Annotated in this window: 23 protein-coding genes; 6 read left to right on the top strand and 17 right to left on the bottom strand. The window is 71.5% G+C overall.

Annotation, left to right across the window (positions count from 1 at the left end):
• Positions 1-120: 120 nt before the first annotated feature.
• The 4 genes from H0B56_RS08795 to hisF all read right to left on the bottom strand — a co-directional run bounded on the left by H0B56_RS08795 (position 121) and on the right by hisF (position 3,540).
• Positions 121-672 carry a Trp biosynthesis-associated membrane protein gene (locus tag H0B56_RS08795; RefSeq protein ID WP_180892500.1) on the bottom strand — a complete coding sequence of 184 codons (552 nt, stop codon included), beginning with the start codon at positions 670-672 and terminating at the stop codon, positions 121-123.
• A complete protein-coding gene (locus tag H0B56_RS08790) occupies positions 665-2,305 on the bottom strand; it encodes an anthranilate synthase component I (RefSeq protein ID WP_180892499.1) in 1,641 nt (546 codons plus the stop codon). Before H0B56_RS08790 ends, H0B56_RS08795 begins: the two co-directional genes overlap by 8 nt.
• A gap of 99 nt (positions 2,306-2,404) precedes the next feature.
• Positions 2,405-2,770 (bottom strand): phosphoribosyl-AMP cyclohydrolase, encoded by a 366-nt coding sequence (gene hisI, locus H0B56_RS08785; protein ID WP_180892498.1) that lies wholly within the window; start codon positions 2,768-2,770, stop codon positions 2,405-2,407.
• Positions 2,767-3,540, bottom strand: coding sequence for an imidazole glycerol phosphate synthase subunit HisF (gene hisF / locus H0B56_RS08780; protein ID WP_180892497.1), 774 nt, complete (start codon positions 3,538-3,540; stop codon positions 2,767-2,769). Before hisF ends, hisI begins: the two co-directional genes overlap by 4 nt.
• Positions 3,541-3,613: 73 nt before the next feature.
• Between hisF and H0B56_RS08775 the strand changes: the two genes are divergently transcribed.
• Genes H0B56_RS08775 through H0B56_RS08765 form a run of 3 tightly spaced genes read left to right on the top strand, consistent with a single transcriptional unit; the run spans position 3,614 to position 5,531 of the window.
• Positions 3,614-4,330, top strand: coding sequence for an ABC transporter ATP-binding protein (locus H0B56_RS08775; protein WP_180892496.1), 717 nt, complete (start codon positions 3,614-3,616; stop codon positions 4,328-4,330).
• Positions 4,327-5,061: an ABC transporter permease gene (locus H0B56_RS08770; protein ID WP_180892495.1), complete on the top strand. Its 735-nt coding sequence runs from the start codon at positions 4,327-4,329 to the stop codon at positions 5,059-5,061. Before H0B56_RS08775 ends, H0B56_RS08770 begins: the two co-directional genes overlap by 4 nt.
• Positions 5,062-5,084: 23 nt before the next feature.
• Positions 5,085-5,531: a PPOX class F420-dependent oxidoreductase gene (locus tag H0B56_RS08765; RefSeq protein WP_180892494.1), complete on the top strand. Its 447-nt coding sequence runs from the start codon at positions 5,085-5,087 to the stop codon at positions 5,529-5,531.
• 112 nt (positions 5,532-5,643) lie between these two features.
• Here H0B56_RS08765 and priA read toward each other — a convergent pair whose 3' ends face one another.
• From priA to H0B56_RS08750, 3 genes are all read right to left on the bottom strand, one after another.
• Positions 5,644-6,375 carry a bifunctional 1-(5-phosphoribosyl)-5-((5-phosphoribosylamino)methylideneamino)imidazole-4-carboxamide isomerase/phosphoribosylanthranilate isomerase PriA gene (priA, locus tag H0B56_RS08760; RefSeq protein WP_180892493.1) on the bottom strand — a complete coding sequence of 244 codons (732 nt, stop codon included), beginning with the start codon at positions 6,373-6,375 and terminating at the stop codon, positions 5,644-5,646.
• Positions 6,376-6,498: 123 nt separating this feature from the next.
• Positions 6,499-7,128, bottom strand: coding sequence for an imidazole glycerol phosphate synthase subunit HisH (hisH, locus tag H0B56_RS08755; protein ID WP_180892492.1), 630 nt, complete (start codon positions 7,126-7,128; stop codon positions 6,499-6,501).
• Positions 7,129-7,132: 4 nt separating this feature from the next.
• Positions 7,133-8,314 carry an MFS transporter gene (locus tag H0B56_RS08750; protein WP_180892491.1) on the bottom strand — a complete coding sequence of 394 codons (1,182 nt, stop codon included), beginning with the start codon at positions 8,312-8,314 and terminating at the stop codon, positions 7,133-7,135.
• Between the two features lie 254 nt (positions 8,315-8,568).
• Between H0B56_RS08750 and soxR the strand changes: the two genes are divergently transcribed.
• A complete protein-coding gene (soxR, locus tag H0B56_RS08745; RefSeq protein WP_180892490.1) occupies positions 8,569-9,030 on the top strand; it encodes a redox-sensitive transcriptional activator SoxR in 462 nt (153 codons plus the stop codon).
• A gap of 274 nt (positions 9,031-9,304) precedes the next feature.
• Here the strand turns inward: soxR and hisB are convergent, their stop codons facing one another.
• From hisB to hisD, 4 genes are read right to left on the bottom strand one after another with little or no spacing between them, the layout of a single operon-like run.
• The gene (gene hisB, locus H0B56_RS08740) at positions 9,305-9,904 is read right to left on the bottom strand and encodes an imidazoleglycerol-phosphate dehydratase HisB (RefSeq protein ID WP_180892489.1); all 600 of its coding nucleotides are present in this window, start codon (positions 9,902-9,904) and stop codon (positions 9,305-9,307) included.
• On the bottom strand, positions 9,888-10,997 hold the full coding sequence (locus tag H0B56_RS08735) for a histidinol-phosphate transaminase (protein WP_180892488.1): 1,110 nt from the start codon (positions 10,995-10,997) through the stop codon (positions 9,888-9,890). The genes hisB and H0B56_RS08735 overlap by 17 nt, the downstream gene beginning before the upstream one ends.
• Before the next feature lie 56 nt (positions 10,998-11,053).
• Positions 11,054-12,295 (bottom strand): aminotransferase class V-fold PLP-dependent enzyme, encoded by a 1,242-nt coding sequence (locus tag H0B56_RS08730; RefSeq protein ID WP_343063817.1) that lies wholly within the window; start codon positions 12,293-12,295, stop codon positions 11,054-11,056.
• Positions 12,292-13,641 (bottom strand): histidinol dehydrogenase, encoded by a 1,350-nt coding sequence (gene hisD, locus H0B56_RS08725; RefSeq protein ID WP_180892487.1) that lies wholly within the window; start codon positions 13,639-13,641, stop codon positions 12,292-12,294. Before hisD ends, H0B56_RS08730 begins: the two co-directional genes overlap by 4 nt.
• A 112-nt stretch (positions 13,642-13,753) precedes the next feature.
• Here hisD and H0B56_RS08720 point away from each other — a divergent pair, with 112 nt between their 5' ends.
• Positions 13,754-14,587 carry a carbon-nitrogen hydrolase family protein gene (locus H0B56_RS08720; protein WP_180892486.1) on the top strand — a complete coding sequence of 278 codons (834 nt, stop codon included), beginning with the start codon at positions 13,754-13,756 and terminating at the stop codon, positions 14,585-14,587.
• Here H0B56_RS08720 and nadC read toward each other — a convergent pair.
• The 3 genes from nadC to nadA are packed head-to-tail and all read right to left on the bottom strand — an operon-like array spanning position 14,552 to position 18,221.
• Positions 14,552-15,445: a carboxylating nicotinate-nucleotide diphosphorylase gene (gene nadC, locus H0B56_RS08715; protein WP_180892485.1), complete on the bottom strand. Its 894-nt coding sequence runs from the start codon at positions 15,443-15,445 to the stop codon at positions 14,552-14,554. The two genes, H0B56_RS08720 and nadC, sit on opposite strands and share 36 nt — an antisense overlap.
• A complete protein-coding gene (nadB, locus tag H0B56_RS08710) occupies positions 15,442-17,205 on the bottom strand; it encodes an L-aspartate oxidase (protein ID WP_180892484.1) in 1,764 nt (587 codons plus the stop codon). Before nadB ends, nadC begins: the two co-directional genes overlap by 4 nt.
• The gene (gene nadA, locus H0B56_RS08705) at positions 17,202-18,221 is read right to left on the bottom strand and encodes a quinolinate synthase NadA (protein ID WP_180892483.1); all 1,020 of its coding nucleotides are present in this window, start codon (positions 18,219-18,221) and stop codon (positions 17,202-17,204) included. Before nadA ends, nadB begins: the two co-directional genes overlap by 4 nt.
• Positions 18,222-18,380: 159 nt before the next feature.
• Here nadA and H0B56_RS08700 point away from each other — a divergent pair, with 159 nt between their 5' ends.
• Positions 18,381-19,016 carry an NUDIX domain-containing protein gene (locus H0B56_RS08700; protein ID WP_180892482.1) on the top strand — a complete coding sequence of 212 codons (636 nt, stop codon included), beginning with the start codon at positions 18,381-18,383 and terminating at the stop codon, positions 19,014-19,016.
• A 51-nt stretch (positions 19,017-19,067) separates the two neighbouring features.
• On the opposite strand, the gene H0B56_RS08695 is transcribed toward H0B56_RS08700, so the two are convergent.
• The 3 genes from H0B56_RS08695 to bsaP form a co-directional block, all read right to left on the bottom strand.
• Positions 19,068-20,138, bottom strand: coding sequence for a M48 family metalloprotease (locus H0B56_RS08695; protein ID WP_180892481.1), 1,071 nt, complete (start codon positions 20,136-20,138; stop codon positions 19,068-19,070).
• Between the two features lie 69 nt (positions 20,139-20,207).
• Positions 20,208-20,813: a DUF2567 domain-containing protein gene (locus H0B56_RS08690; protein WP_343063816.1), complete on the bottom strand. Its 606-nt coding sequence runs from the start codon at positions 20,811-20,813 to the stop codon at positions 20,208-20,210.
• A gap of 56 nt (positions 20,814-20,869) precedes the next feature.
• Positions 20,870-21,073, bottom strand: coding sequence for a biotin synthase auxiliary protein BsaP (bsaP, locus tag H0B56_RS08685; RefSeq protein ID WP_180892918.1), 204 nt, complete (start codon positions 21,071-21,073; stop codon positions 20,870-20,872).
• Positions 21,074-21,114 lie beyond the last annotated feature (41 nt).

Raw genomic sequence — 21,114 nt, 5'->3', positions numbered from 1 at the left:
ACCTTCGTATCAGCGTCACTGCCGCTTGCACCACTGCTGATAGCTCACAAAAACTGTCCTTCCCGCCCTCAAGATGCTAACCCGCGCGCCCACACCGGCGGAGTGCGGGGTCGGGCGGCGTCATCGCGTGTCCCTGGTCGGATCGTCACCTGCGGAGAGGGCATCCCACAGCTCGGCGTCGGGGTCGGAAGCGGCGCTCCGCTCGGGCGCACGGGAGTACCGCGCCCCCATGGCAGGCATCCGGTCGGCGGCGACGGCACCGGCGAGGCCTGCCGTCGTGACCAGCAGACCACCCGCCAGTGCCAGGCCGTGCCCGGGCAACACGGTGGATAGCTCCAGTACCCCTGCCACACCGAGCGCGCAGGTGGCCAGCCCCGCCAGCACCAGCACGCCGCTGAGCACCCGGCGCGCCCAGCCGGACGTCGCGAGCACACCCGCGATACCGGCGAGCGCGAGGACCGCCAGCGGCAACAGCGCCGGAACCGCGTCGGCCCCCGTCTCGGCCTGCTCGACCATCGCCGCGGGCCCGTGGCCCGCTCGCTCCTCGCCCCACCGCTGCCGCGTGGACAGCCAGATCGCGCCCGACCCGAGTACGAGCCCCAGCACGACCAGCCAGAGCGTGCGCGCCGACCGTGCCGGACGCCGCCGGGAGTCGTTGCCTGCCTCAGGCACCGCCGCCTCCCCCCGCCGTATCGGCCACGGCAGGCCCGGCGGGCCCGGCGGGCTCGGCGGGCTCGCCCTCCCCGCCCTGCCCGTACGGCCGGGGCGGCGACATCGTCTCCGCGGCGGCCACCGCCGCCAGCACGGTGCGGGCCTTGTTCAGCGACTCGTTGTCCTCGTACTCCGGGCTGGAGTCGGCGACGACCCCTCCCCCTGCCTGCACGTACGCGACCCCGTCGCGCATCAGCGCGGTGCGGATCGCGATCGCGGTGTCCGCGTCACCGGCGAAGTCCAGGTAACCGACCACGCCGCCGTACAGGCCCCTGCGCGTCGGCTCCAGCTCATCGATCAGCTCCATGGCCCGCACCTTCGGGGCTCCGGTCAGCGTGCCTGCCGGGAAGCACGCGGCGACAGCGTCGGCGGCGGTCGCACCGGTATCCAACTCCCCGGTGACGGTGGAGACGATGTGCATCACGTGGCTGTAGCGCTCGATGGAGAAGGAGTCGACCACGTGCACCGTGCCCGGCTTGCACACCCGGCCGAGATCGTTGCGGCCGAGGTCGACGAGCATGAGGTGCTCCGCGCGCTCCTTGTCGTCGGCGAGCAGGTCCTTGGCCAGCATCGTGTCCTCGTCCGGGTCCTCGGCCCGCCAGCGGGTACCCGCGATCGGATGCGTCGTAGCGCGCCCGTCCCGGACCGTCACCAGCGACTCCGGGCTCGAACCGACGATGTCGAAGGCGATCTGGTCGCCGTTGGTGTCGAAACCGTCCAGCCGGAGCAGGTACATGTACGGGCTGGGGTTGGACGTGCGCAGCACCCGGTACACGTCCAGCGCGTCTGCCCCGGTGGCCATCTCGAAGCGCTGGGACGGCACGATCTGGAAGGCCTCCCCCGCGTGCACGGCCTCCACCGCCCTGCGGATGGCGTCGTGGTAGTCCTCGGGCGTGCGGCGGCGGCGGAACTGCGGCGCGGGCCGGTCGAAGGTGGCCGCGGTGGGCGGTGTCGGCTGGGCCAGCGCCGCGCTCATCTCGTCGAGCCGTGCGACCGAGTCGTCGTAGGCCGCGTCCACCCGCTCGGGCGAGGCATCCCAGTTCACCGCGTTCGCGATCAGGGTCACCGTGCCCTCGTGATGGTCGTACGCGGCCAGATCGGTGGCCAGCAGCATGATCAGTTCGGGGATGTGCAGGTCGTCGCGAGCGTGCTCGGGCAACCGTTCCAGCCACCGCACGGCGTCGTAGCCGATGTAGCCCACCATGCCCCCGGTCAGCGGCGGCATGTCCGGAAGCGGTTCGCTGTGCAGCTCCTCGACCGTCTCGCGCAACGCGCTCAGCGGGTCACCGCCCGACGGCAGGCCGACAGGGGGGTGACCCAGCCACGTCGCCTCGCCGTCGCGCACCGTCAACGCCGCCGGGCTACGCACCCCCACGAACGACCACCGGGACCAGGACTCACCGTGCTCGGCGGACTCGAACAGGAACGTTCCCGGCCGGTCGGCCGCGAGCTTGCGGTAGAGCCCGATCGGCGTCTCGGCGTCGGCAAGCACCGTGCGCACCACGGGGATGACCCTGCGCTCGCGCGCCAGCGCGCGGAACTCCTCCCTGCTCGGCCTGACCGAACCCAGGCCTGCCCTGCCGGAATGCACCATGCGCGCAATTGTGCCCGGCGGCACGCGACGCGTGACGGCCGGGACCGGCGCGGCGCGCGGCGGCCCAGCAGCCCGGATGCCGCGGCGTAGCCGGGCGGGTCACGGCCCGTCGTCGGTGAGCAGCAGGCGGTCGGCGCCGTCGAAGCAGGTGCGCTCGCCGGTGTGGCAGGCCGGACCGGTCTGCTCGACACGTACCAGGACCGTGTCGCCGTCGCAGTCGATACGCACCTCGCGGACCGCCTGGGTGTGCCCCGAGGTCTCTCCCTTGACCCACAGCTCGCCCCTGCTGCGCGAGTAGTACGTGGCTCGCCGGGTCACCAGGGTCCGGTGCAGCGCCTCGTCGTCCATCCAGGCCATCATGAGCACGTCCGAGGTGTGATGGTCCACGGTGACGGCGGCGACCAGACCGTCGGCGTTGCGCCTGAGCAGGGAACCGATCGCGGGGTCGAGTCCGGACGTAGTCACCTGACCTCGATTCGTTGTTCGCGCATGGCCTCTTTGACGTCACGCAGCGTCAGTTCCTTGAAGTGGAACACGCTCGCGGCCAGCACCGCGTCAGCGCCCGCGTGCACAGCCGGGGCGAAGTGCTCGGTCGCTCCCGCCCCGCCGCTGGCGATGACCGGTACACCCACCGCGGCGCGCACCGCGCGGATCAGCTCGACGTCGAACCCGCTCTTGGTGCCGTCGGCATCCATCGAGTTCAGCAGGATCTCCCCCACGCCGAGCGCCTCGCCGCGTTCGGCCCACTCGACGGCGTCGATACCGGTGCCTCGCCTGCCGCCGTGCGTGGTGACCTCGAACCCCGACGCGGTGGACTCGGATCCCTCCGGAACCCGGCGCGCGTCGACGGACAGCACGACGCACTGCGCGCCGAACCGCTCGGATGCCTCCCGCAGCAGCTCCGGCCTGGCGATCGCCGCCGTGTTGATGCTGACCTTGTCCGCCCCGGCGCGCAGCAGACGATCGACGTCGGAGATGCTTCGCACGCCGCCGCCCACGGTCAGCGGGATGAAGACCTGCTCGGCCGTTTGACGCACCACCTCGTAGGTCGTCTCCCTGTCGCCGGAGGACGCCGTCACGTCCAGGAACGTGAGCTCGTCGGCACCTTCGGCGTCGTACACGCGCGCCAGCTCGACCGGATCACCGGCGTCGCGCAGGTCGGTGAAGTTGACGCCTTTGACGACGCGACCTGCGTCGACATCGAGACACGGGATAACCCTGACCGCCACGGACATGCCCCCAGCTTACGGGGTGGGTGATCGCGGGCCGTGCTTGTGTCGGCCGCCAGGAGCCCGCATAGTTCAACACATGATGAATTATGCCGTGGAAGTCAGCGGGCTGCGCGTCGAACGCGGCGGGCGCGAGGTCGTGCGGGGCGTCGGCTTCGGGGTCGAGCCCGGCACGGTCACCGGGCTGCTCGGCCCGAGCGGGTGCGGCAAGAGCACCCTGATGCGATCCGTGGTCGGTGTGCAGATCATCCGCGCCGGCCGGGTCACGGTGCTCGGTCACGATGCCGGGGCCAAGGCCGTGCGCGGCAGGGTCGGTTACGCCACCCAGGACCCGGCGATCTACCCGGACCTGACGGTGGCCGAGGCGCTGCGGTACTTCGCCGCCATCGTGCGCGCCTCCACGTCCGATGTGTCCAGGGTCATCGGTGAGGTCGGTCTGCGCGATCACGCGGACTCCCTCATCGGCACGCTGTCCGGCGGCCAGCACAGCAGGGCCAATCTCGCCGTCGCGCTGCTCGGCAGACCCGAGGTCCTCGTCCTGGACGAGCCGACGGTCGGCCTCGACCCCGTGCTGCGGGACGAGCTGTGGGAACTGTTCACCCGGCTGGCCGCAGGCGGCACGACCCTTCTCGTGTCCAGTCACGTGATGGACGAGGCCGCCCGGTGTCACCGCCTGCTCCTGATGCGCGACGGCGCACTGCTCGCGTCCGACACCCCGGAACGCCTGCGCGAGCGTACCGGGGAGTCCGATCTCGAGCGTGCGTTCCTCCGCCTGATCCAGGAGGTCACGCCATGAACCCCGTGCTCACCCTCGCCACCGCGCGGCGCATCCTCACACAGCTGCGCCACGACCGGCGCACGGTGGCGATGCTGCTGCTCATGCCGTCGATCCTCATGGCGCTGCTGCGGTACGTCTTCAACTCCGAGGCGGCCTTCGACCGGTTCGCGCCCGCACTGCTCGGCATCTTCCCGTTCGTGATGATGTTCCTGGTCACCTCGATCACGACGCTGCGGGAACGCACCACGGCGACGCTCGAGCGGCTGATGGCGCTGCCGATGGGCAAGCTCGACCTGCTGACGGGCTACGCCGTGGCGTTCGGCGCCCTCGCGCTCGTCCAGGTATCGATCGTGACGGCGGTATCGCTCACCTGGCTGGGGCTGGACCTCGCGGGGCCGGTGTGGATGCTGTTCCTGATCGCCGTGCTCGACGCGGTACTCGGCATGGCTCTCGGCTTGTTCGTCAGCGCGTTCGCCAGGACGGAGTTCCAGGCCATCCAGTTCATGCCGGTCATCGTGATGCCGCAGTTCCTGCTGTGCGGGCTTTTCGTACCCCGCGACGAGATGGCTGTGCTGCTCAGGTGGCTGTCGAACGTGCTGCCGCTGTCCTACGCCGTCGACGCGATCACAGCGGTCACCAGGACGGCGACCGTGCAGGCGTCCCTGCTGCGCGACATCGGTGTCGTCGCCGGGTTCGTCCTGCTCGCGCTCGCACTCGGCGCCGCGACGCTGCGCAGGAGGACACCGTGAGTTCCGGTAAGTAGGGTGGGCCCATGCCGACCGACCAGGAACGACTCGGTGACGAGAAGTACGTGCAGCTGACCACCTACCGCAGGTCCGGCCGGGCCGTTCCCACCCCGGTGTGGGTCGCACGTCACGGTACCGAGCTCGCCGTCTGGGCCGAGCGCACCAGCGGGAAGGTCAAACGTATCCGCGCGGGCAGCAGGGTCGAGGTCACCGCGTGCGACGCGACAGGACGCAAGGTGCACGGCCGCACGGTTTCGGGGCGGGCACGGCTGCTCGACCAGGACGAGACCGACACGGTCCGGGGTCTGATCCGCGCCAAGTACGGCATCCTCGGCGCGCTGGGCATCTACGGCAGCATGCTGCGCGGCGGCAAGCAACGCACCATCGGTATCGCGATCACCCTCGACGGCGCCGAGCCCGGCGGTGACGAGCCCGGCCACCCGGCCGGCTCCCGGGAAGCCGAGGACACCTAACGGCTCAGCCGGGCGAGCCGAAGGCCTCCTCGGATACCTCATATGTACCCAAGGGGCCCTTCGGCTCGCCCCCTGGGCGGGTGTCGGCGGTCGGTGCGGGGTGCCAGGACGATCAGCGGACGGCGGCGAGCGCCTCGCGCAGCGTGAACGCGCCCGCGTACAGCGCCTTGCCCACGATCGCGCCTTCCACGCCGTCACCTTCGAGCCGCGCGAGGTTCGCCAGATCCTGCACGGTCGAGACCCCGCCGGAGGCGATCACCGCGGCGTCGGTGCGCGCCGTGATCTCCCGGAGCAGATCGAGGTTCGGGCCCCGCAGGGTGCCGTCCTTGCTCACGTCGGTGACCACGTACCGCTCGGCGCCGTCGGCGTCCAGCCGCTCGAGGGCCTCCCACAGGTCGCCGCCGTCGGTGGTCCAGCCGCGCGCGGACAACCGGTGCCCGGACTCGGTGATGCGCACGTCCAGACCGATCGCGACCCGGTCGCCGTGCCTGGCGATCACCTTGGTCGTCCAGTCCGGATCCTCCAGCGCCGCGGTACCCAGGTTCACCCGCCGCGCACCCGTGGCCAGCGCCGCCTCCAGCGAGGCGTCGTCGCGGATGCCCCCGGAGAGCTCGACCTGGACGTCCAGCTTGCCGACGACCTCGGCGAGCAGCTCCCGGTTCGACCCGCGCCCGAACGCGGCGTCGAGGTCGACCAGGTGGATCCATTCGGCGCCGTCGCGCTGCCAGGACAGCGCGGCCTCGAGCGGGCCGCCGTACCGCGTCTCGGTACCGGCCTCGCCCTGGACGAGCCGCACGGCCTGGCCGTCGGCGACATCGACTGCGGGAAGCAAGGTGAACGTCACGGCCCCAACTCTATAGAGCGCGCTCCGCACCCCCGGCAAGGTGGTCACCCTCGCCACCCCGGGTGTGAGCTGAATGACGCTTTCAGCGCACCGGATGGACCGAAAGCGTCCTTCATCGTTCCGTCACAGCGTGGTGAGCCAGTTACGCAGCACCTGTGCGCCCGCGTCGCCGGACTTCTCCGGGTGGAACTGGGTCGCGCACAGCGGCCCGTTCTCCACCGCGGCCACGAAGTCCTCGCCATGATGCGCCCAGGTGACCTTCGGGCCCGCGGAGGGAAGCTCGGAGTCGAGCTGCCAGCTCCGCGCGGCGTAGGAGTGTACGAAGTAGAACCGCGTGTCGGCGTCGAGCCCGGCGAACAGCACCGAGCCCTCCGGAGCGCGCACCGTGTTCCATCCCATATGCGGCAACACGTCCGCACGCAGCCTGTCCACCGTCCCCGGCCATTCCGCGAGGCCCTCGGCCTCGATGCCGTGCTCGATCCCGCGTTCGAACAGGATCTGCATGCCGACACAGATGCCGAGCACGGGGCGCGCGCCCGCCAGGCGCTTGCCGACCAGCTTGTCCCCGCCGACGCGCCGCACACCCTCGGCGCAGGCGGCGAAGGCGCCGACCCCCGGTACGACGAGCCCGTCGGCGGCCAGCGCGGCCTGCGGGTCGGCGGTGACCTCCACCTCCGCCCCGGCTCGTTGCACGGCGCGCTCGGCCGAGCGCAGGTTCCCTGAGCCGTAGTCCAGAATCACAACACGAGGCACCTGTTCAGCGTACTGCGTATCGTGCGCGCGGCCACGCGACGGGCACGAGCAGGATGGCCAGTGCCGCGAGCATCGCGAACGCCACGGGAAACCCCGTCAGCGTCACCACGGCGCCGACCACGGCGGCGCCGGCACCCTGCCCGGCGTCGAACGCGATGTTCCAGGCCACGCTGGCACGTGCGGCGGATACCCGCGCGAACATCACCACGAGGGCGTCGTTCTGGATCACACCGAAACCCGCACCGTAGACCGCCACGAAGCTCACCCCGAGCACCAGCGCCGCCGTTCCGCTCGCACCGGCCCCCACCGCGAGCCCCAGCAGCCCGGTCGACGTCGCGGCCAGGCCCGCGACCAGCAGCTTCCCGGTCGGCCTGGCGCTGTCACCCCAGATCCCGGCCAGCCACCTCCCGACAAGCGCGGTCGCCGACATCAGCAGCAGCGCAGCCGAACCCGCCAGCGGCGACTCGGTGAACACTATCGGCAGGAACGTCACCAGCGCGCCGAAGGCGACGGAGCCGGAGAGCATGACCAGCCACGGGCGCCACACGGCCCGTGCGGCGGGCACGGTGCCGCGACCGTCCTCCTCCGGGTGGGCCGTGGTCCGCGGTAGCAGGGCCAGCGGCACGATCCCCAGCAGCGGTAGGGCCGCCCCGGTGACGAACACGACAGCGAACCCGACGTTCTGCGCGAGCCAGGCTCCCGCCGGCAGCCCCACAAGCAGCGGCAGCCCCACGGCGAGCCCGAACACCCCCGACCCCTTGGCGAGCATGCCGCGCGGCAGCAGCTCCGCGATGAGCGCGCTGCCGCACACGGTGACGATGCCGAACCCGATCCCCCGCACGAACGACACCGCCAGCACCGGCTGCCAGTCGGTGAACAGCGTCAGCAGCGACGCCGGTGCGCCGAGCAGGACCGCTCCGGTGATCGCCATGGCGCGGTAGCCGAACCTGCGCACCAACGTGGACATCATCAGCTGGGCCAGCACGGTGCTGGTCATGAACACGCCGGTGACAGCGCCCGCGCTGAACTCGCCGGAGCCGTGCTCGACGACCCACAGCGGCACCACCGACACCAGCAACGCGAAGCCGAAGAACATGCCGCCTGCCGCGAGCAGCAGCAGCACGAACGGCCTGCTGCGCAACGGCGAGCGGACGACGTCGCGATCGGTCTGCTGAGGCGTGCCCACCTCACCGTTTGTACCCTGCCGAGCGCGACTCACGACCCCGCAGGGGTGGGAGCCGAATGTGACATCGGGCGCCTTCTACGGAACCGGTGTCACCTTGGGCTCCTTCCGGCCACCGGAAGCGGTGGGAGCCGAAGGTGACATTCGGTTCTTCTAGGGAGCCGAACGTGACATTCGGCTCCCACCCGGTCGCCGGTGCCGGCACGCCGCGGCGAGGCAACTTCGACTAAGCTCGAAGTCAGCGATAGTGTGGACGGGTGTCGAAACTCGCCAACACACTGACCATCGGGCAGGTAGCGGAGCGAAGCGGTGTCCCCACAACCGCGTTGCGGTTCTACGAGGACCGCGGCCTGATCACCTCGCAGCGCACCACGGGCAACCAGCGGCGCTTCCCGCGATCGATACTGCGCCGGATCGCGTTCATCCGCTCGGCTCAACGGATCGGGCTGAGCCTCGAGGAGATCAGCCAGGCACTGGCCACACTGCCACACGACCACGCACCCACCAAAGCGGACTGGGCGCGCCTGTCCAGCCAGTGGCGTCAGGAGCTGGACGCGCGCATCGACGCGCTGCAGCGCCTGCGGGACAACCTGACGGGGTGCATCGGGTGCGGCTGCCTGTCACTGAAGTCCTGCGCGCTGCAGAACCAGGACGACGAGATGGCGCGCTTCGGGCCAGGGGCACCGCGACTCAAACCCGCGACCGAAGGAGGGCGCTGACCGGGCAGCGAACGGCCCGCGGCGACGGTGTTCGCTCCCTCAGAGGGAGCTCCACCACACCACCGCGCCACCCGCCGCCAGTACCGCGCCCACCGCGAGCAACATCGCCATGGCTTTGGCGGTCTTCCACGTGGTGTACACGCCCCCGATGAGGAAACCGGCTACTGCCAGCAGGACAACGATGAACAGCTCCTGGGACAGGGTTCGTCACTCCTTCGACATCCGGCAGCCGGCACCGTCCCGGTGCCGGCTGGTACTGGCTGGTACGGACCCGCTACAGCGTGCCCTTGGTGGACGGGATGCCGCCCATGCGGGGGTCGGCCTCCGTCGCGTCGCGCATCGCGCGCGCGACCGCCTTGTACTGTGCCTCCGCCATGTGGTGCGGGTCCCGGCCGTGCAGGACCCGGACGTGCAGCGCGATCTCGGCGTGGAAGGCCAGCGACTCGAACACGTGCCTGGTGAGCACGAACGGGTAGTTACCGCCGATGGTGAAGTTCTCGAACCGCTCCGGCTCGCCGAGCTGCACGCAGTACGGCCGCCCCGATACGTCCACGGCAGCGTGCGCGAGCGTCTCGTCCATCGGGACCCAGGCATCGCCGAAACGCCGGATGCCGCTCTTGTCACCGAGCGCCTCGCGGACCGCCTTGCCGAGCACGATCGCGGTGTCCTCCACCGTGTGGTGCGCATCCACCTCCACGTCACCCTCGGCACGCACCCGCAGGTCGAGCGCGCCGTGCACGCCGAACGCGGTGAGCATATGGTCGTAGAACGCCACACCCGTGTCGACCTCGACGCTGCCCGTGCCGTCGAGGTCGACCTCGACGGCGATACGCGACTCCTTGGTGTCGCGCTCCACCTTACCGATCCGGCCCACTGGCGACCTCCTTGCTCGCTGCCAGGAACGCGTCGTTCTCCTCGGGCGTGCCGATGGTCACCCGCAGGTACCCGTCTATACCGACGTCCCTGATCAAGACACCGTTGTCCAAATAGGATGTCCACACTCGATGCGCGTCGGCGAACTGTCCGAACAGGACGAAGTTCGCGTCGCTCGGCACCACGTGGAAGCCCATCTCCGCGAGGGTGGCACTCACGCGTTTGCGTTCGCCGACGATGGTCGCCACCGACGCCAGCGTCCGCTGCCCGTGCTCCAGCGCCGCCCGCGCGGCGGCCTGCGTCAGCACCGAGAGGTGGTAGGGCAAGCGCACCAGCTGCAGCGCATCCACCATCGCGGGCGCCGCCGCGAGGTACCCGAGCCTGCCGCCGGCGAACGCGAACGCCTTGCTCATCGTCCGCGACACGATCAGCTTACCGGGGTACTCGTCGAGCAGCTCGATACTGCTCGGCTGCTCGGAGAACTCCGCGTAGGCCTCGTCGACGACCACGATCGCCGGCGCGGCGTCGAGCAGGGCACGCAGCTCGGCCAGCGAGGCCGACCCACCTGTCGGGTTGTTCGGGCTGGTCACGAACACCACATCGGGCCGGAGCCGCAGCACAGCGGCCACTGCGGCGTCGATATCCAGGGAGAAGTCCGCGCGGCGCTGCTCGGCGTGCCACTCCGTCCTGGTGCCCGCGGCGATGATCGGGTGCATCGAGTACGACGGCACGAAACCCAGCGCGCTGCGCCCCGGGCCCCCGAATGCCTGCAGCACCTGCTGCAGGACCTCGTTCGAGCCGTTGGCGGCCCAGACGTGCCCGGCCGTCAGCGCAGAGGACGTTACCGCGTTCAGGTACCCGGCGAGCTGCTCGCGCAGGGCCGTGGCATCCCGGTCCGGGTAGCGGTGCAGCTGACCGGCTGTGCGCTCCACCGCGGCTGCGACGTCCGCGCTGAGCTCGACCGGCGGCGGGTACGGGTTCTCGTTGGTGTTCAGCCGGACGGCGACATCCAGCTGCGGCGCGCCGTACGGCGTGCGGCCGCGCAGGTCCTCCCGCAGCGGGAGGTCGTCCAGGGTCACTTCGTCAGTGCTCATCTCGGTCCTTGGCTGCGCAGGGTCGTGCCCCACCAGCGTACGGCGTGGCAGGGCGCTCAGCTGCGCGGGGACATGCCGGGTACCCGCGCCAGGTCGGCGACCGCCGCAACGCACGCGTCGAGCTGCTCGGCGGTGACGAAGTAGTGCGGGGACGCCCGGACCACCGCGTCGAGCCCGCGTCTGGGCAGGTCCATCCTGCTGGAGGCCGCGGTGCTCACGGTGACCGTGACACCTCGTTCGGCGAGCCGGTCCCGCACACGTTCCGGATCGACCCCGGTCACGGTGAACGTCACGATCCCGCACGTGCGCTCACCCAGGTCGTGGACCCGCACCCCGGGTAGGTCGGCGAGCGCGTCCCGCAGGTGGGCCGCCCGCCAGGCAACGGAGGTGGCGACCTGCGCCACGCCCAGCTCGAGCAGGTACTCGGCGGCACGGATCAGCCCGAGACGCTCGGCGATACCGGTCTCCCACAGCTGCAACACCCGCGCGTCCGCCCGCAGCCGGTACGCGCGCTCGGCCACCCAGCTCGCCCCGGAGTGGTCGATCTGGCGTGGCGCGAGGTGGTCGAGCACGGACCGGCGGACCGCGAGGAACCCGGTGCCGCGCGGGCCGCGCAGCCACTTACGCCCGGTTCCGGTGAGCATGTCCACGCCGAGCTCGTCCATGCGCACCGGCAGCTGGCCGACGGACTGGCAGGCATCCAGCATGACGAGCGCGCCCGCCTCGTGCGCGGCTCGGGTGATCTCGCGCACCGGGTTGACCAGCCCACCCTGGGTGGGTACGTGCACGGCGGATACCAGCCGGACCCGTTCGTCGAGCCGGCCGCGCAGCGCAGCGACGTCGAGCTGGCCGGAGCCGTCCGACGGCACCACCTCCAGCCGGGTCCCGAATCGCTCGGCGTGGCGCAGCAACGCGACGGCGTTGGCGGCGTACTCGGACTCGCCGACCAGCACGCGGTCACCTTCCCGGAATGGGATCGCATCCAGCAGGCTCAGCCAGGAGCGGGTGGCGCTGTCCGTGAACGCCACCTCGTCCGGTGCGCAGCCGAGCAGCTCGGCGAACGTGCCGTACCCACCTTCGAGAGCGTCCTGCCGTTCGGCGGCGGCCCGGTACCCACCGACCTCGGACTCCCTGCGCAGGTGCTCGATCACGGTCGTCAGCACCGGCGCAGGCGGAAGCGACGAGCCCGCACTGTCCAGGAACACCTGCTCGCGGCATCCCGGGGTGTCGGAACGCACCGCGGCGAGATCGGCGATGCCCGGCCCGTCCGAGGCAGGCACGTCGTGTGACGCGGTCACGACCCGGCGACGTCCCCGGACCGGCCGCGCGCGGGGCCCAACCGTGCCAGCACGGCCTCACCGTGCGCGGGCAGGTCCTCCACGTCGGCGAGCGTGACCACGTGCCCGGCGACCTCCCGCAGCGCGTCGGCGCTGTAGTCGACCACGTGGATGCCACGCAGGAAGGTCTGTACGGACAGGCCCGCGGAGTGCCGCGCCGACCCGCCGGTCGGCAGGACGTGGTTGGAGCCCGCGCAGTAGTCCCCGAGCGACACGGGCGCGTACGGGCCGACGAAGATCGCTCCCGCGTTGCGTACCCGCGCGGCGACCTCGCGGGCGTTCGCCGTGTGGATCTCGAGGTGCTCGGCGGCATAGGCGTCGACCACCCGCACGCCGTCGTCGAGGCCCGCCACCAGCACGGTGCCCGACTGCCTGCCGCGCAGCGCCTCGGTGACGCGCTCGTGGTGTTTCGTCGCGGGCACCCGGCGCGCCAGTTCCGCGTCGACGGCATCGGCGAGCTGTACCGAGGGGGTCACGAGCACGCTCGCTGCCGCGGGGTCGTGCTCGGCCTGGCTGATCAGGTCACTGGCGACGTAGGCGGGGTCGGCGGTGTCGTCGGCGAGGATCGCGATCTCGGTGGTGCCCGCCTCGGAGTCGATGCCGATCACCCCGCGCAGCATGCGCTTGGCGGCCGTCAGGTACACGTTGCCGGGACCGGTGACCATGTCCACGGGGTCCAGGTCCGTGCCGTCGGTGTCGGTGCCGCCGTAGGCGAGCAGGGCCACCGCCTGGGCTCCCCCGACAGCCCATACCTCGTCCACCCCGAGCAGCGCGGCGGCCGCGAGGGTGGTGGGGTGCGGCTGCCCGCCGAACTCGGCCTGCGGTGGGGTGCACAGCACGACGGAGCTCACCCCGGCTTCCTGCGCGGGAACGACGTTCATGACCACGCTCGAGGGATAGGCGGCCAGCCCGCCCGGTGCGTACAGGCCCACCCGGCCAACGGGAACCCACCGCTCGGTGACCGTGCCGCCCTCGGCCACCCTCGTCGTCACGTCGGTGCGCCGCTGGTCGGCATGGACCGCCCTGGCGCGGGTGACGGACTCCTCGAGCGCGGCACGGACGGCCGGGTCCAGCTCGGCCAGCGCGCGGTCCAGCTCGCCCCGCGGAACCCGCACGGTGTCGGGCCGGACGGCGTCGAAGCGCGCGGTGTAGTCCAATGCGGCAGGCACGCCACGCTGGGCGACGTCGTCGACGAGCGGGCGCACGGCCCGCAGCGCGTCGTCGACGTTCACCTCCGCGCGCGGCAGGCATGCTCGCAGGGCGGCGCCCGAGGGGATGTCGGCACGCCAGTCGGTGCGTTCGAGCATGCCCCCACCTTAATCCGGGTTGGAGCCCGATGTGACGTTTGGTTCCCTAGAAGAACCGAACGTCACATCGGGCTCCAACTCCAGGGGCCGTACCAGCCAGCAGGAGGCGCGCATGCCACGCATCGCCCTGTGCCAGTTCACCGCGAGTGCCGATCCGGCGGCCAACCTCGAGCACGTGCGCACCGGTGTGTCCACGGCGCGGTCCGAGGGCGCCTCGATCGTGGTCTTCCCGGAGGCGACCATGGCACGCTTCGGCACACCGCTGGTGCCGCTGGCCGAACCCCTCGACGGGCCGTGGGCCGGTGAGGTAGCCGCCGCCGCCGAGGACGCGGGCGTCCTGGTCGTGGCAGGCATGTTCACCCCGGCCGACGAGGGCAGGGTGCGCAACACCCTGCTGGTCACCGGGCACGGGCACCACCTCGGCTACCACAAGATCCACCTCTACGACGCGTTCGGCTTCTCCGAGTCCCGCGTCGTCGCGCCCGGTGACGCGCTGGTCACGGTGGATACCGGCGACCTCAGGCTCGGTCTGACGACCTGTTACGACGTGCGCTTCCCCGCGCTGTTCCACGCGCTGGCCGAGAACGACGCCACCGCTATGGTCGTACCGGCCTCCTGGGGAGCGGGCGACGGCAAGCGCGAGCAGTGGGACGCGCTGCTGCGTGCGCGTGCCCTGGACGCGGGCTGCTGGGTGCTCGGCTGCGATCAGGCCGACCCGGCGGCCACCGGCGTGGAGGTATCGAGCAAGGCGCCGACCGGCATCGGCTACTCCGCGATCGTCGACCCGTTCGGCAGGCCGCACGCGCAGGCGGGCGCGGGCGCAGAGACGCTCATCGCCGACATCGACCCGGAGCGGGCGCACGCCTCGCGACGCGCGACCGGCGCGCTGGCCAACCGGGTCGACCTCGACTCACTCGAGGTCCAGACCAATGTCCAGCGCGGGTGAGGAGTGCGTCAGCGCCCCGACGGCCAGGTAGTCCACCCCGGTCTCGGCGTACGAGCGCGCCGCGGCCAGCCGCAGCCCACCCGACGCCTCCAGCAGCGTCCGGGGAGCGACGGTGTCCCTGCGCCGCACGGCCCCGGCGCACTGCGCGGTGTCGAAGTTGTCCAGCAGGACCTCGTCGGCACCCGCCTCGAGCGCCTCGTCGAGCTGGTCGAGATCATCGACCTCGACCTCGCAGGACAGCTCCGGGGCATGCCGGCGCACCGCGGCCAGCGCCGCCGTGACCGACCCGGCCGCGACGATGTGGTTGTCCTTGATCAGCACCGCGTCGCCGAGACCCATCCGGTGGTTGACCCCGCCGCCCGCACGCACGGCGTACTTCTCCAGCTCGCGCAGCCCGGGTAGCGTCTTGCGGGAGTCGCGCACCGCGCAGCCGTGACCACGCACCTCGGCTACCCATGCGGCCGTGGACGTCGCGACCCCGGACAGGTGACACAGCAGGTTCAGGGCGGTGCGTTCCGCGGTGAGCAGCCCGTGCACCGGCCCGCGTACGGCAAGCGCCTGCCTGCCCGCGCGCAGTGCCGTGCCGTCCCCGGTCCGTTCCAGTAGCTCGTAGTCCGCGCCGAGCACCGCGTCGAACACCGCGAGGGCGACGGCCCCGCCTGCGAGAACGCCGTCGGAGCGGACCCGCAGCCGGGCGGTGGCCCGGCTGCCCGCCGGCACCGTCGCCGCCGTCGTCGCGTCGGGACCGAGTCGCAGGTCCTCGTCCAGCGCGGTGCGCACCACGCGCCGCACCGTCTCCGGATCGAGCGAGCAGTCGCGCAGCAGCCGCGCCGTCGCCTCGCTGACCCACGCGGTCACGCCGCGTCCCGCAACGGCAACGGCGCGGTCAGCACGGGCTCGCCGGAGGGGTCGAGCCGGATGCGCTGGCTGTGCTGCCACCGCGCGTCGTCCCGGTCGCCGAAGTCCGCGCGGACGTGGCAGCCGCGCGACTCGGTGCGGTTGCCTGCCGCGACGAGCAGGGCTTTCGCGATCAGGGTCAGCGCGGCGTCCTCCACGTCCCTGTGGCCGTCCACGGCGCTCACGACGGACGCCGAAGCCACGGTCTCCCGCAGGGTGCTGAGCCCGCCGGCATCGCGGCCGATAGCCGCGTACCTGCTCATCGCGCGCTGCAGCACGTCCCGCTCGACGCGGCAGGCGGGCTCATCCCGGTCAACCGTGGAGTGCCGTGCCCGCGCCAGCAGGCCGGCGGCCAGGTCGGCGGCGACGGCCTCGGCCGCCCGCTCCCCGACGACCAGCCCTTCGAGCAGGCTGTTGGACGCCAGCCGGTTCGCCCCGTGCAGGCCCGTACGGGCGACCTCTCCTGCCGCATACAGGCCCCGCACGTCGGTACGCCCCTCGGGGGTGGCGAGGACACCGCCACAGGCGAAGTGGGCCGCCGGTGCGACGGGGATCGGGGCGCGCACCGGGTCGACCCCGGCACGCAGGCACGCCGCGTGCACCGTGGGGAACCTGCCCGCGAAGTCGGGTACCGCCGTGGCGTCCAGGTACACGTGGTCGTCGACGCCGTGCGGGGCCTGCGCCATCCGCCTGGTGATCGCGGCCGAGACGACATCACGCGGGGCGAGGTCGGCCTGCGGATGCACCCCCTGCATCACCCGGTCGCCTGCGGCGTCGATCAGCACCGCCCCCTCGCCCCGGACCGCCTCGGTGACCAGCGGGCAGCGCCCGCGCGCGCCCGGCACGTAGAGCACCGTGGGGTGGAACTGCACGAACTCCAGGTCCGCGGCCGTGGCGCCTGCCCGCAGCGCCAGCGCGAGCCCGTCGCCCGTGGCGATGTCCGGGTTGGACGTGGCCTGGTAGAGCTGGCCGAACCCGCCGGTGGCCAGCAGCACGGCAGGCGCTCGCAGCACCCCCCGGCTGCCGTGCGGGTCGAGCACCCGCAGTCCCCCGACCCCGCCGTGCGGGGCAGGCACGTCACCGACCGCGATGTGGTGTTCGAGCACGGGGATCCGGGCGCGCGTGACCTCCCCGGCCAGGGCACGCTCCACTTCGGCACCGGTGGCATCGCCACCCGCGTGAATCACCCGGAACGCCGAGTGACCACCCTCGCGCGTGCGGGCGAGCATGTCCCGGTGGCCGGTGCTCGTACCGGCGACGGGGTCGAAGGTGGCGCCACGAGCCATCAGGCGCCGCACGGCGGCCGCGCCACCGCCGATCACACTCCGTGCGGCCTCCGGGTCGCACAGCCCTCCCCCGGCCGCCACCGTGTCCGCGACGTGGCGCTCCGGGGAGTCCCCGCCCTCGCCGGGTCCCCCGTCGAGTACCGCTCCGTTTTCCCCCTCGCCGGGTCCCCCGTCGAGCACCGCTCCGTTTTCCCCCTCGCCGGGTCCCCCGTCGAGCACCACCGCGAGTCCGCCCTGGGCCCAGCGCGTGTTGCTTTCGGTGACCGTGCCCTTGGTGACCACCAGCGTGCGCAGCCCCAGCTCCCGCGCCCGCAGCGCCGCGGTCAGCCCGGCGATTCCACTGCCGACCACGATCAGGTCCGCGCTCGCGGACCATTCCGAGAAATCACTGGTTTTCGACTGTTGGTCGTCAACCAGTCGGTTCTCCGCGTTCATTCTCCGCCACCCGGTTGCCCGATCGAGACCATGCGGCGCACCGACTCGCGCGCGCTCTCCGCGACACCGGCGTCCACGTGCACCTCGTCGACGCCCTCCCGCAGGGCGCGTAGCAACGCCGCAGGCGTGATCATCTTCATGTAGCGGCAGGAAGCCCGGTCATTGACCGCCTGGAAGTCGATCTCGGGCGCGGCCTTGCGCAGCTGATGCAGCATGCCGACCTCCGTGGCCACCAGGACCTCCTCTGCCGAGGACTGCCGGGCCTGCTTGACCATGTCCCCCGTCGAGAGGATCTTGACCTGCTCGCTCGGCACGGCCCCGTCCCCTGCCAGGTACAGGGCCGAGGTCGCGCAGCCGCACTCCGGGTGGATGTACAGGTCGGCGTCGGGGTTGGCCGCCGCCCGCTGTGCGAGCTCCTGGCCGTTGATGCCCGCGTGCACGTGGCACTCGCCTGCCCAGACGTAGAGGTTCTCCCGGCCCGTCTCCCGCTTGACGTGCGCCCCGAGGAACTGATCTGGGCAGAACAGCACGTCGGTCTCGGCCGGTATGGAGCGGACCACCTCGACCGCGTTCGACGATGTGCAGCAGATGTCCGTCTCGGCCTTGACCTCCGCGGTCGTGTTCACGTACGACACGACGACCGCACCGGGATGTTCGGCCTTCCACGCCCGCAGTTGCTCGGCCGTGATGGACTCCGCCAGCGAGCAGCCGGCGCGGGCGTCCGGGATCAGCACCCGCTTGCCGGGGCTGAGGATCTTGGCCGTCTCGGCCATGAAATGCACGCCGCAGAACACGATGGTGCTCGCGGCCGACTCGGCGGCGATCCTGGACAACGCGAGCGAGTCACCGACGTGGTCGGCGACCTCCTGGACCTCGGGAACCTGGTAGTTGTGCGCGAGCAGCACGGCATCCCGCTCCGAGGCGAGGCGTCGCACCTCGTCGAACCAGGCGGCGTCGGCCTCGACTCCGCCGTAGGGAACGAGCTCCGCCGGGTTCTGCGCCAGCGTCTCCGTCATCGGTCTTCCTCCTAGCATCGCCGCGCACGACACTCGATCCGCGATTCCGGGTGCGCTCGCTTTACGCATCCAGGTTTTCGCTCTACGATCGAAAACGTGCGTAGCCATCTTAACACTGACACCCGGGTGACTCACGAGGTTCTGTGTGTAGTCCTACAGGTGCGGTCCGGCACGCTGCAGGCACTCCTCTGGCGGCGCGCGCTCGAGCCGCATCTCGGCCGCTGGTCGCTGCCCGGCGGCAGGCTACGCCACGACGAGGACGTCGAGACGTCCATCCGGCGCCAGCTCGCCGAGAAGGTCGACCTGCGCAAGCTCAAGCATGTCGAGCAGCTCGCCGTGTTCAGCACTCCGGACCGGGTCCCCGGTCCACGGGTGGTCGCGACGGCGTTCCTCGGCCTCGTCCCGAGCGATGTCGAGCCGACCGTTCCCGAGGACACCTCATGGCACACGGTGGAGCAGCTACCCCGCACCGCGTTCGACCACGGTTCCATCACGTTGCGCGCCCGTGAGCGGCTGCGCTCCAAGCTCAGCTACACCAATATCGGCTTCGCGCTGGCGCCGGACCTCTTCACCATCTCGGCCCTGCGGGACCTGTACTCCGCCGCACTCGGTTACCGGGTATCGGCGACGAACCTGCAGCGCGTACTGACCAGGCGGGGAGCGCTCGCGACCACGGGGGAGACCGTTCCGCCGGGCCGCTCCGGCGGTCGCCCCGCAGCGCTGTTCACATTCGCCGAGCACGGCATGCAGGTCACCGACCCTTTCGCGGCATTTCGCCCGCCGAGCACGCGCTGACTCCCGTTACCCGGGTGCGCCCGCAGGCGCGCGCCTGTCAGGGCGCGGTGCCTACCCGGATTCGCCGCCGCGGCCCTGCTCGTCGCCCTCGTCGGGATCGCTGCCGCGGGCACCCATCTTGTGCCACACCTTGCCAGCGACGTCGGTGACGGCCTCGCCGACACCGGTCAATACCTTCGACAGCGGGTCCGCCGACGTCGTCACGGCATCCTTGTAGGAGCGTGCCGCCGACGCAACGTCCTCGCTCCAGGCCGTGTGTGGCCGTTCGGCGTCCCGCCGCGGGTAGTCTCCGGCGAGGACGGCCTGGTACTCCGGCGACGACGCCCACTTCTGCAGCTCATCGGCCCGTACCACGGCGAGCGGGTGCGAGAGGTACTCGATACCGCGCAGCTTGTGAATGCTGTCCCGCAGGTCCTCCACGCCCTCGTACTCGGCTGCCTGCTCCAGGAAGGCGGAGACGTCCACCTGCTCGATATCGACTCCGCCGGCGAGCATGACGTGTACGCGCAACGCCGCGGGCGGGTCCTGCCCGCACAGCAACCCCGCCCGGTCGCAGGACAGCTCTGCCTTGCGGTACCACTCCGACAGCGCGGCGACGACCGCGCGCAGCGCGAGCGCGCTCACCGGCATCCATCCCAGGGCGCTCTGCATGCCGAGCAGGCGGTACAGCAGGGTGCGGTAGACCGCGTGACCGGACAGCACGTGCCCCATCTCGTGACCGACGACGAAGCGCAGCCCCGGAACGTCCAGCCGCTCGACGAGGTCCGTGGTGAGCACGATGAAGGGTTCGTCCATACCCAGGGTGTAGGCGGCTGCCTCACTGGACCGCGCGACGAACATCCTCGGCGCGGGGTGGACGTCGAGCGTGTCCGCGCACTCGCGGCGTATCCGGTCGAGCTCGGGGTACTGCGTGGGCCCGACCCGGATCATCGACGACAGCGCCATCATGCGCTCGCCACGCTCGGCGAAGAGTCCCGAGATCGTCTTGACCACCTCGGCGAAGCCGGGCACCGAGCGCAGCACGCCGAGCGCTCCCCTGTCGACGGGATGCTCATAGGCTCGTGGGCTGATCCCCGGGAAGCGCACTCGCCCGGCCGGCCCGTCCGCCTCCTCGTTCGACACAGGCGCTCCTCCATTCGGGTCCGCATCCAGGCTACGCCCGGCTACCGCCCCGTACGAACCGGTGAACGGTCAGCCCAGCCGCCTGCCAAGATCGTCGGTACCGTTCCACGCGGCCAGCAGCCCGTAGGTCAGCGCGGTGGCGAACGGCTGTGCCACCAGCACCAGCGGGGTACCCGGCTGGGGCGCCCGGGTCACCACGTCACCGACCTCCGGAGCGCCGGTCACCTCGTACATGCCCGCCACGAACATCTCGCCCATCAGGCCGGCCAACCATGCCGCGAGCAGCGAGCCGCACACCGCGGCGATCATCGCCACCGGACCCCGCCGCTCCCGCAGCATCCACACCAGCGCCCCGACGATCACGCCCGCGGCGATGCACAGCAGCGCGAAGATCACCAGCGCGTCGAACTGGTGCCAGCTCTCCAGCTCCGGGGCGACGAGGCTGCCGTCCGAGAGCACCCGCACCCGCTGCGGGGGTGCCAGCTGGGCCCAGATCCAGCCCACCGGGATGCCGATCAGACCGACGGTGGACAGCACGGACAGCGCGGGCAGCAGGTCCGCCTTAACGACGACCTTCGGGTGCTGCCTGCGCAGCACCTCGCGCACGCCGAACCGCGCGGCATCGCGGGATTCGGTACGTACCGAGCCCTCGCCGTCGACCTGCGAACTAGGCACTCACGACCTCCCGCGTACAGCTGAAGAACCCCCGGCACGGGACACTACCGGTCGCCTCACACCTGGTGGGAACGGCTGGTCGTTTCCCCGTGTCTGCTGCACCGCGCCGTCCAGCCGCTCGGCGTGACCTGCACGGTCATCCGCCGCGCGCACTGCGCGCAGAACCGGGGAGGTTCCAGTGAGGTCCGGGCGTTGCGGCATGCGGCCGCGTCGCACTGCTCCACGGTTCTGCCGCAGTGCACGCAGTAGAGCTCGTCCACATCACGCTCCTGCCGTGTTGTCGTGTTCACCGGTAGCGCCT

This window comes from Haloechinothrix aidingensis (assembly GCF_013450155.1).
GTDB lineage: Bacteria > Actinomycetota > Actinomycetes > Mycobacteriales > Pseudonocardiaceae > Haloechinothrix > Haloechinothrix aidingensis.
This window is presented reverse-complemented; position numbering and strand designations above follow the sequence as displayed.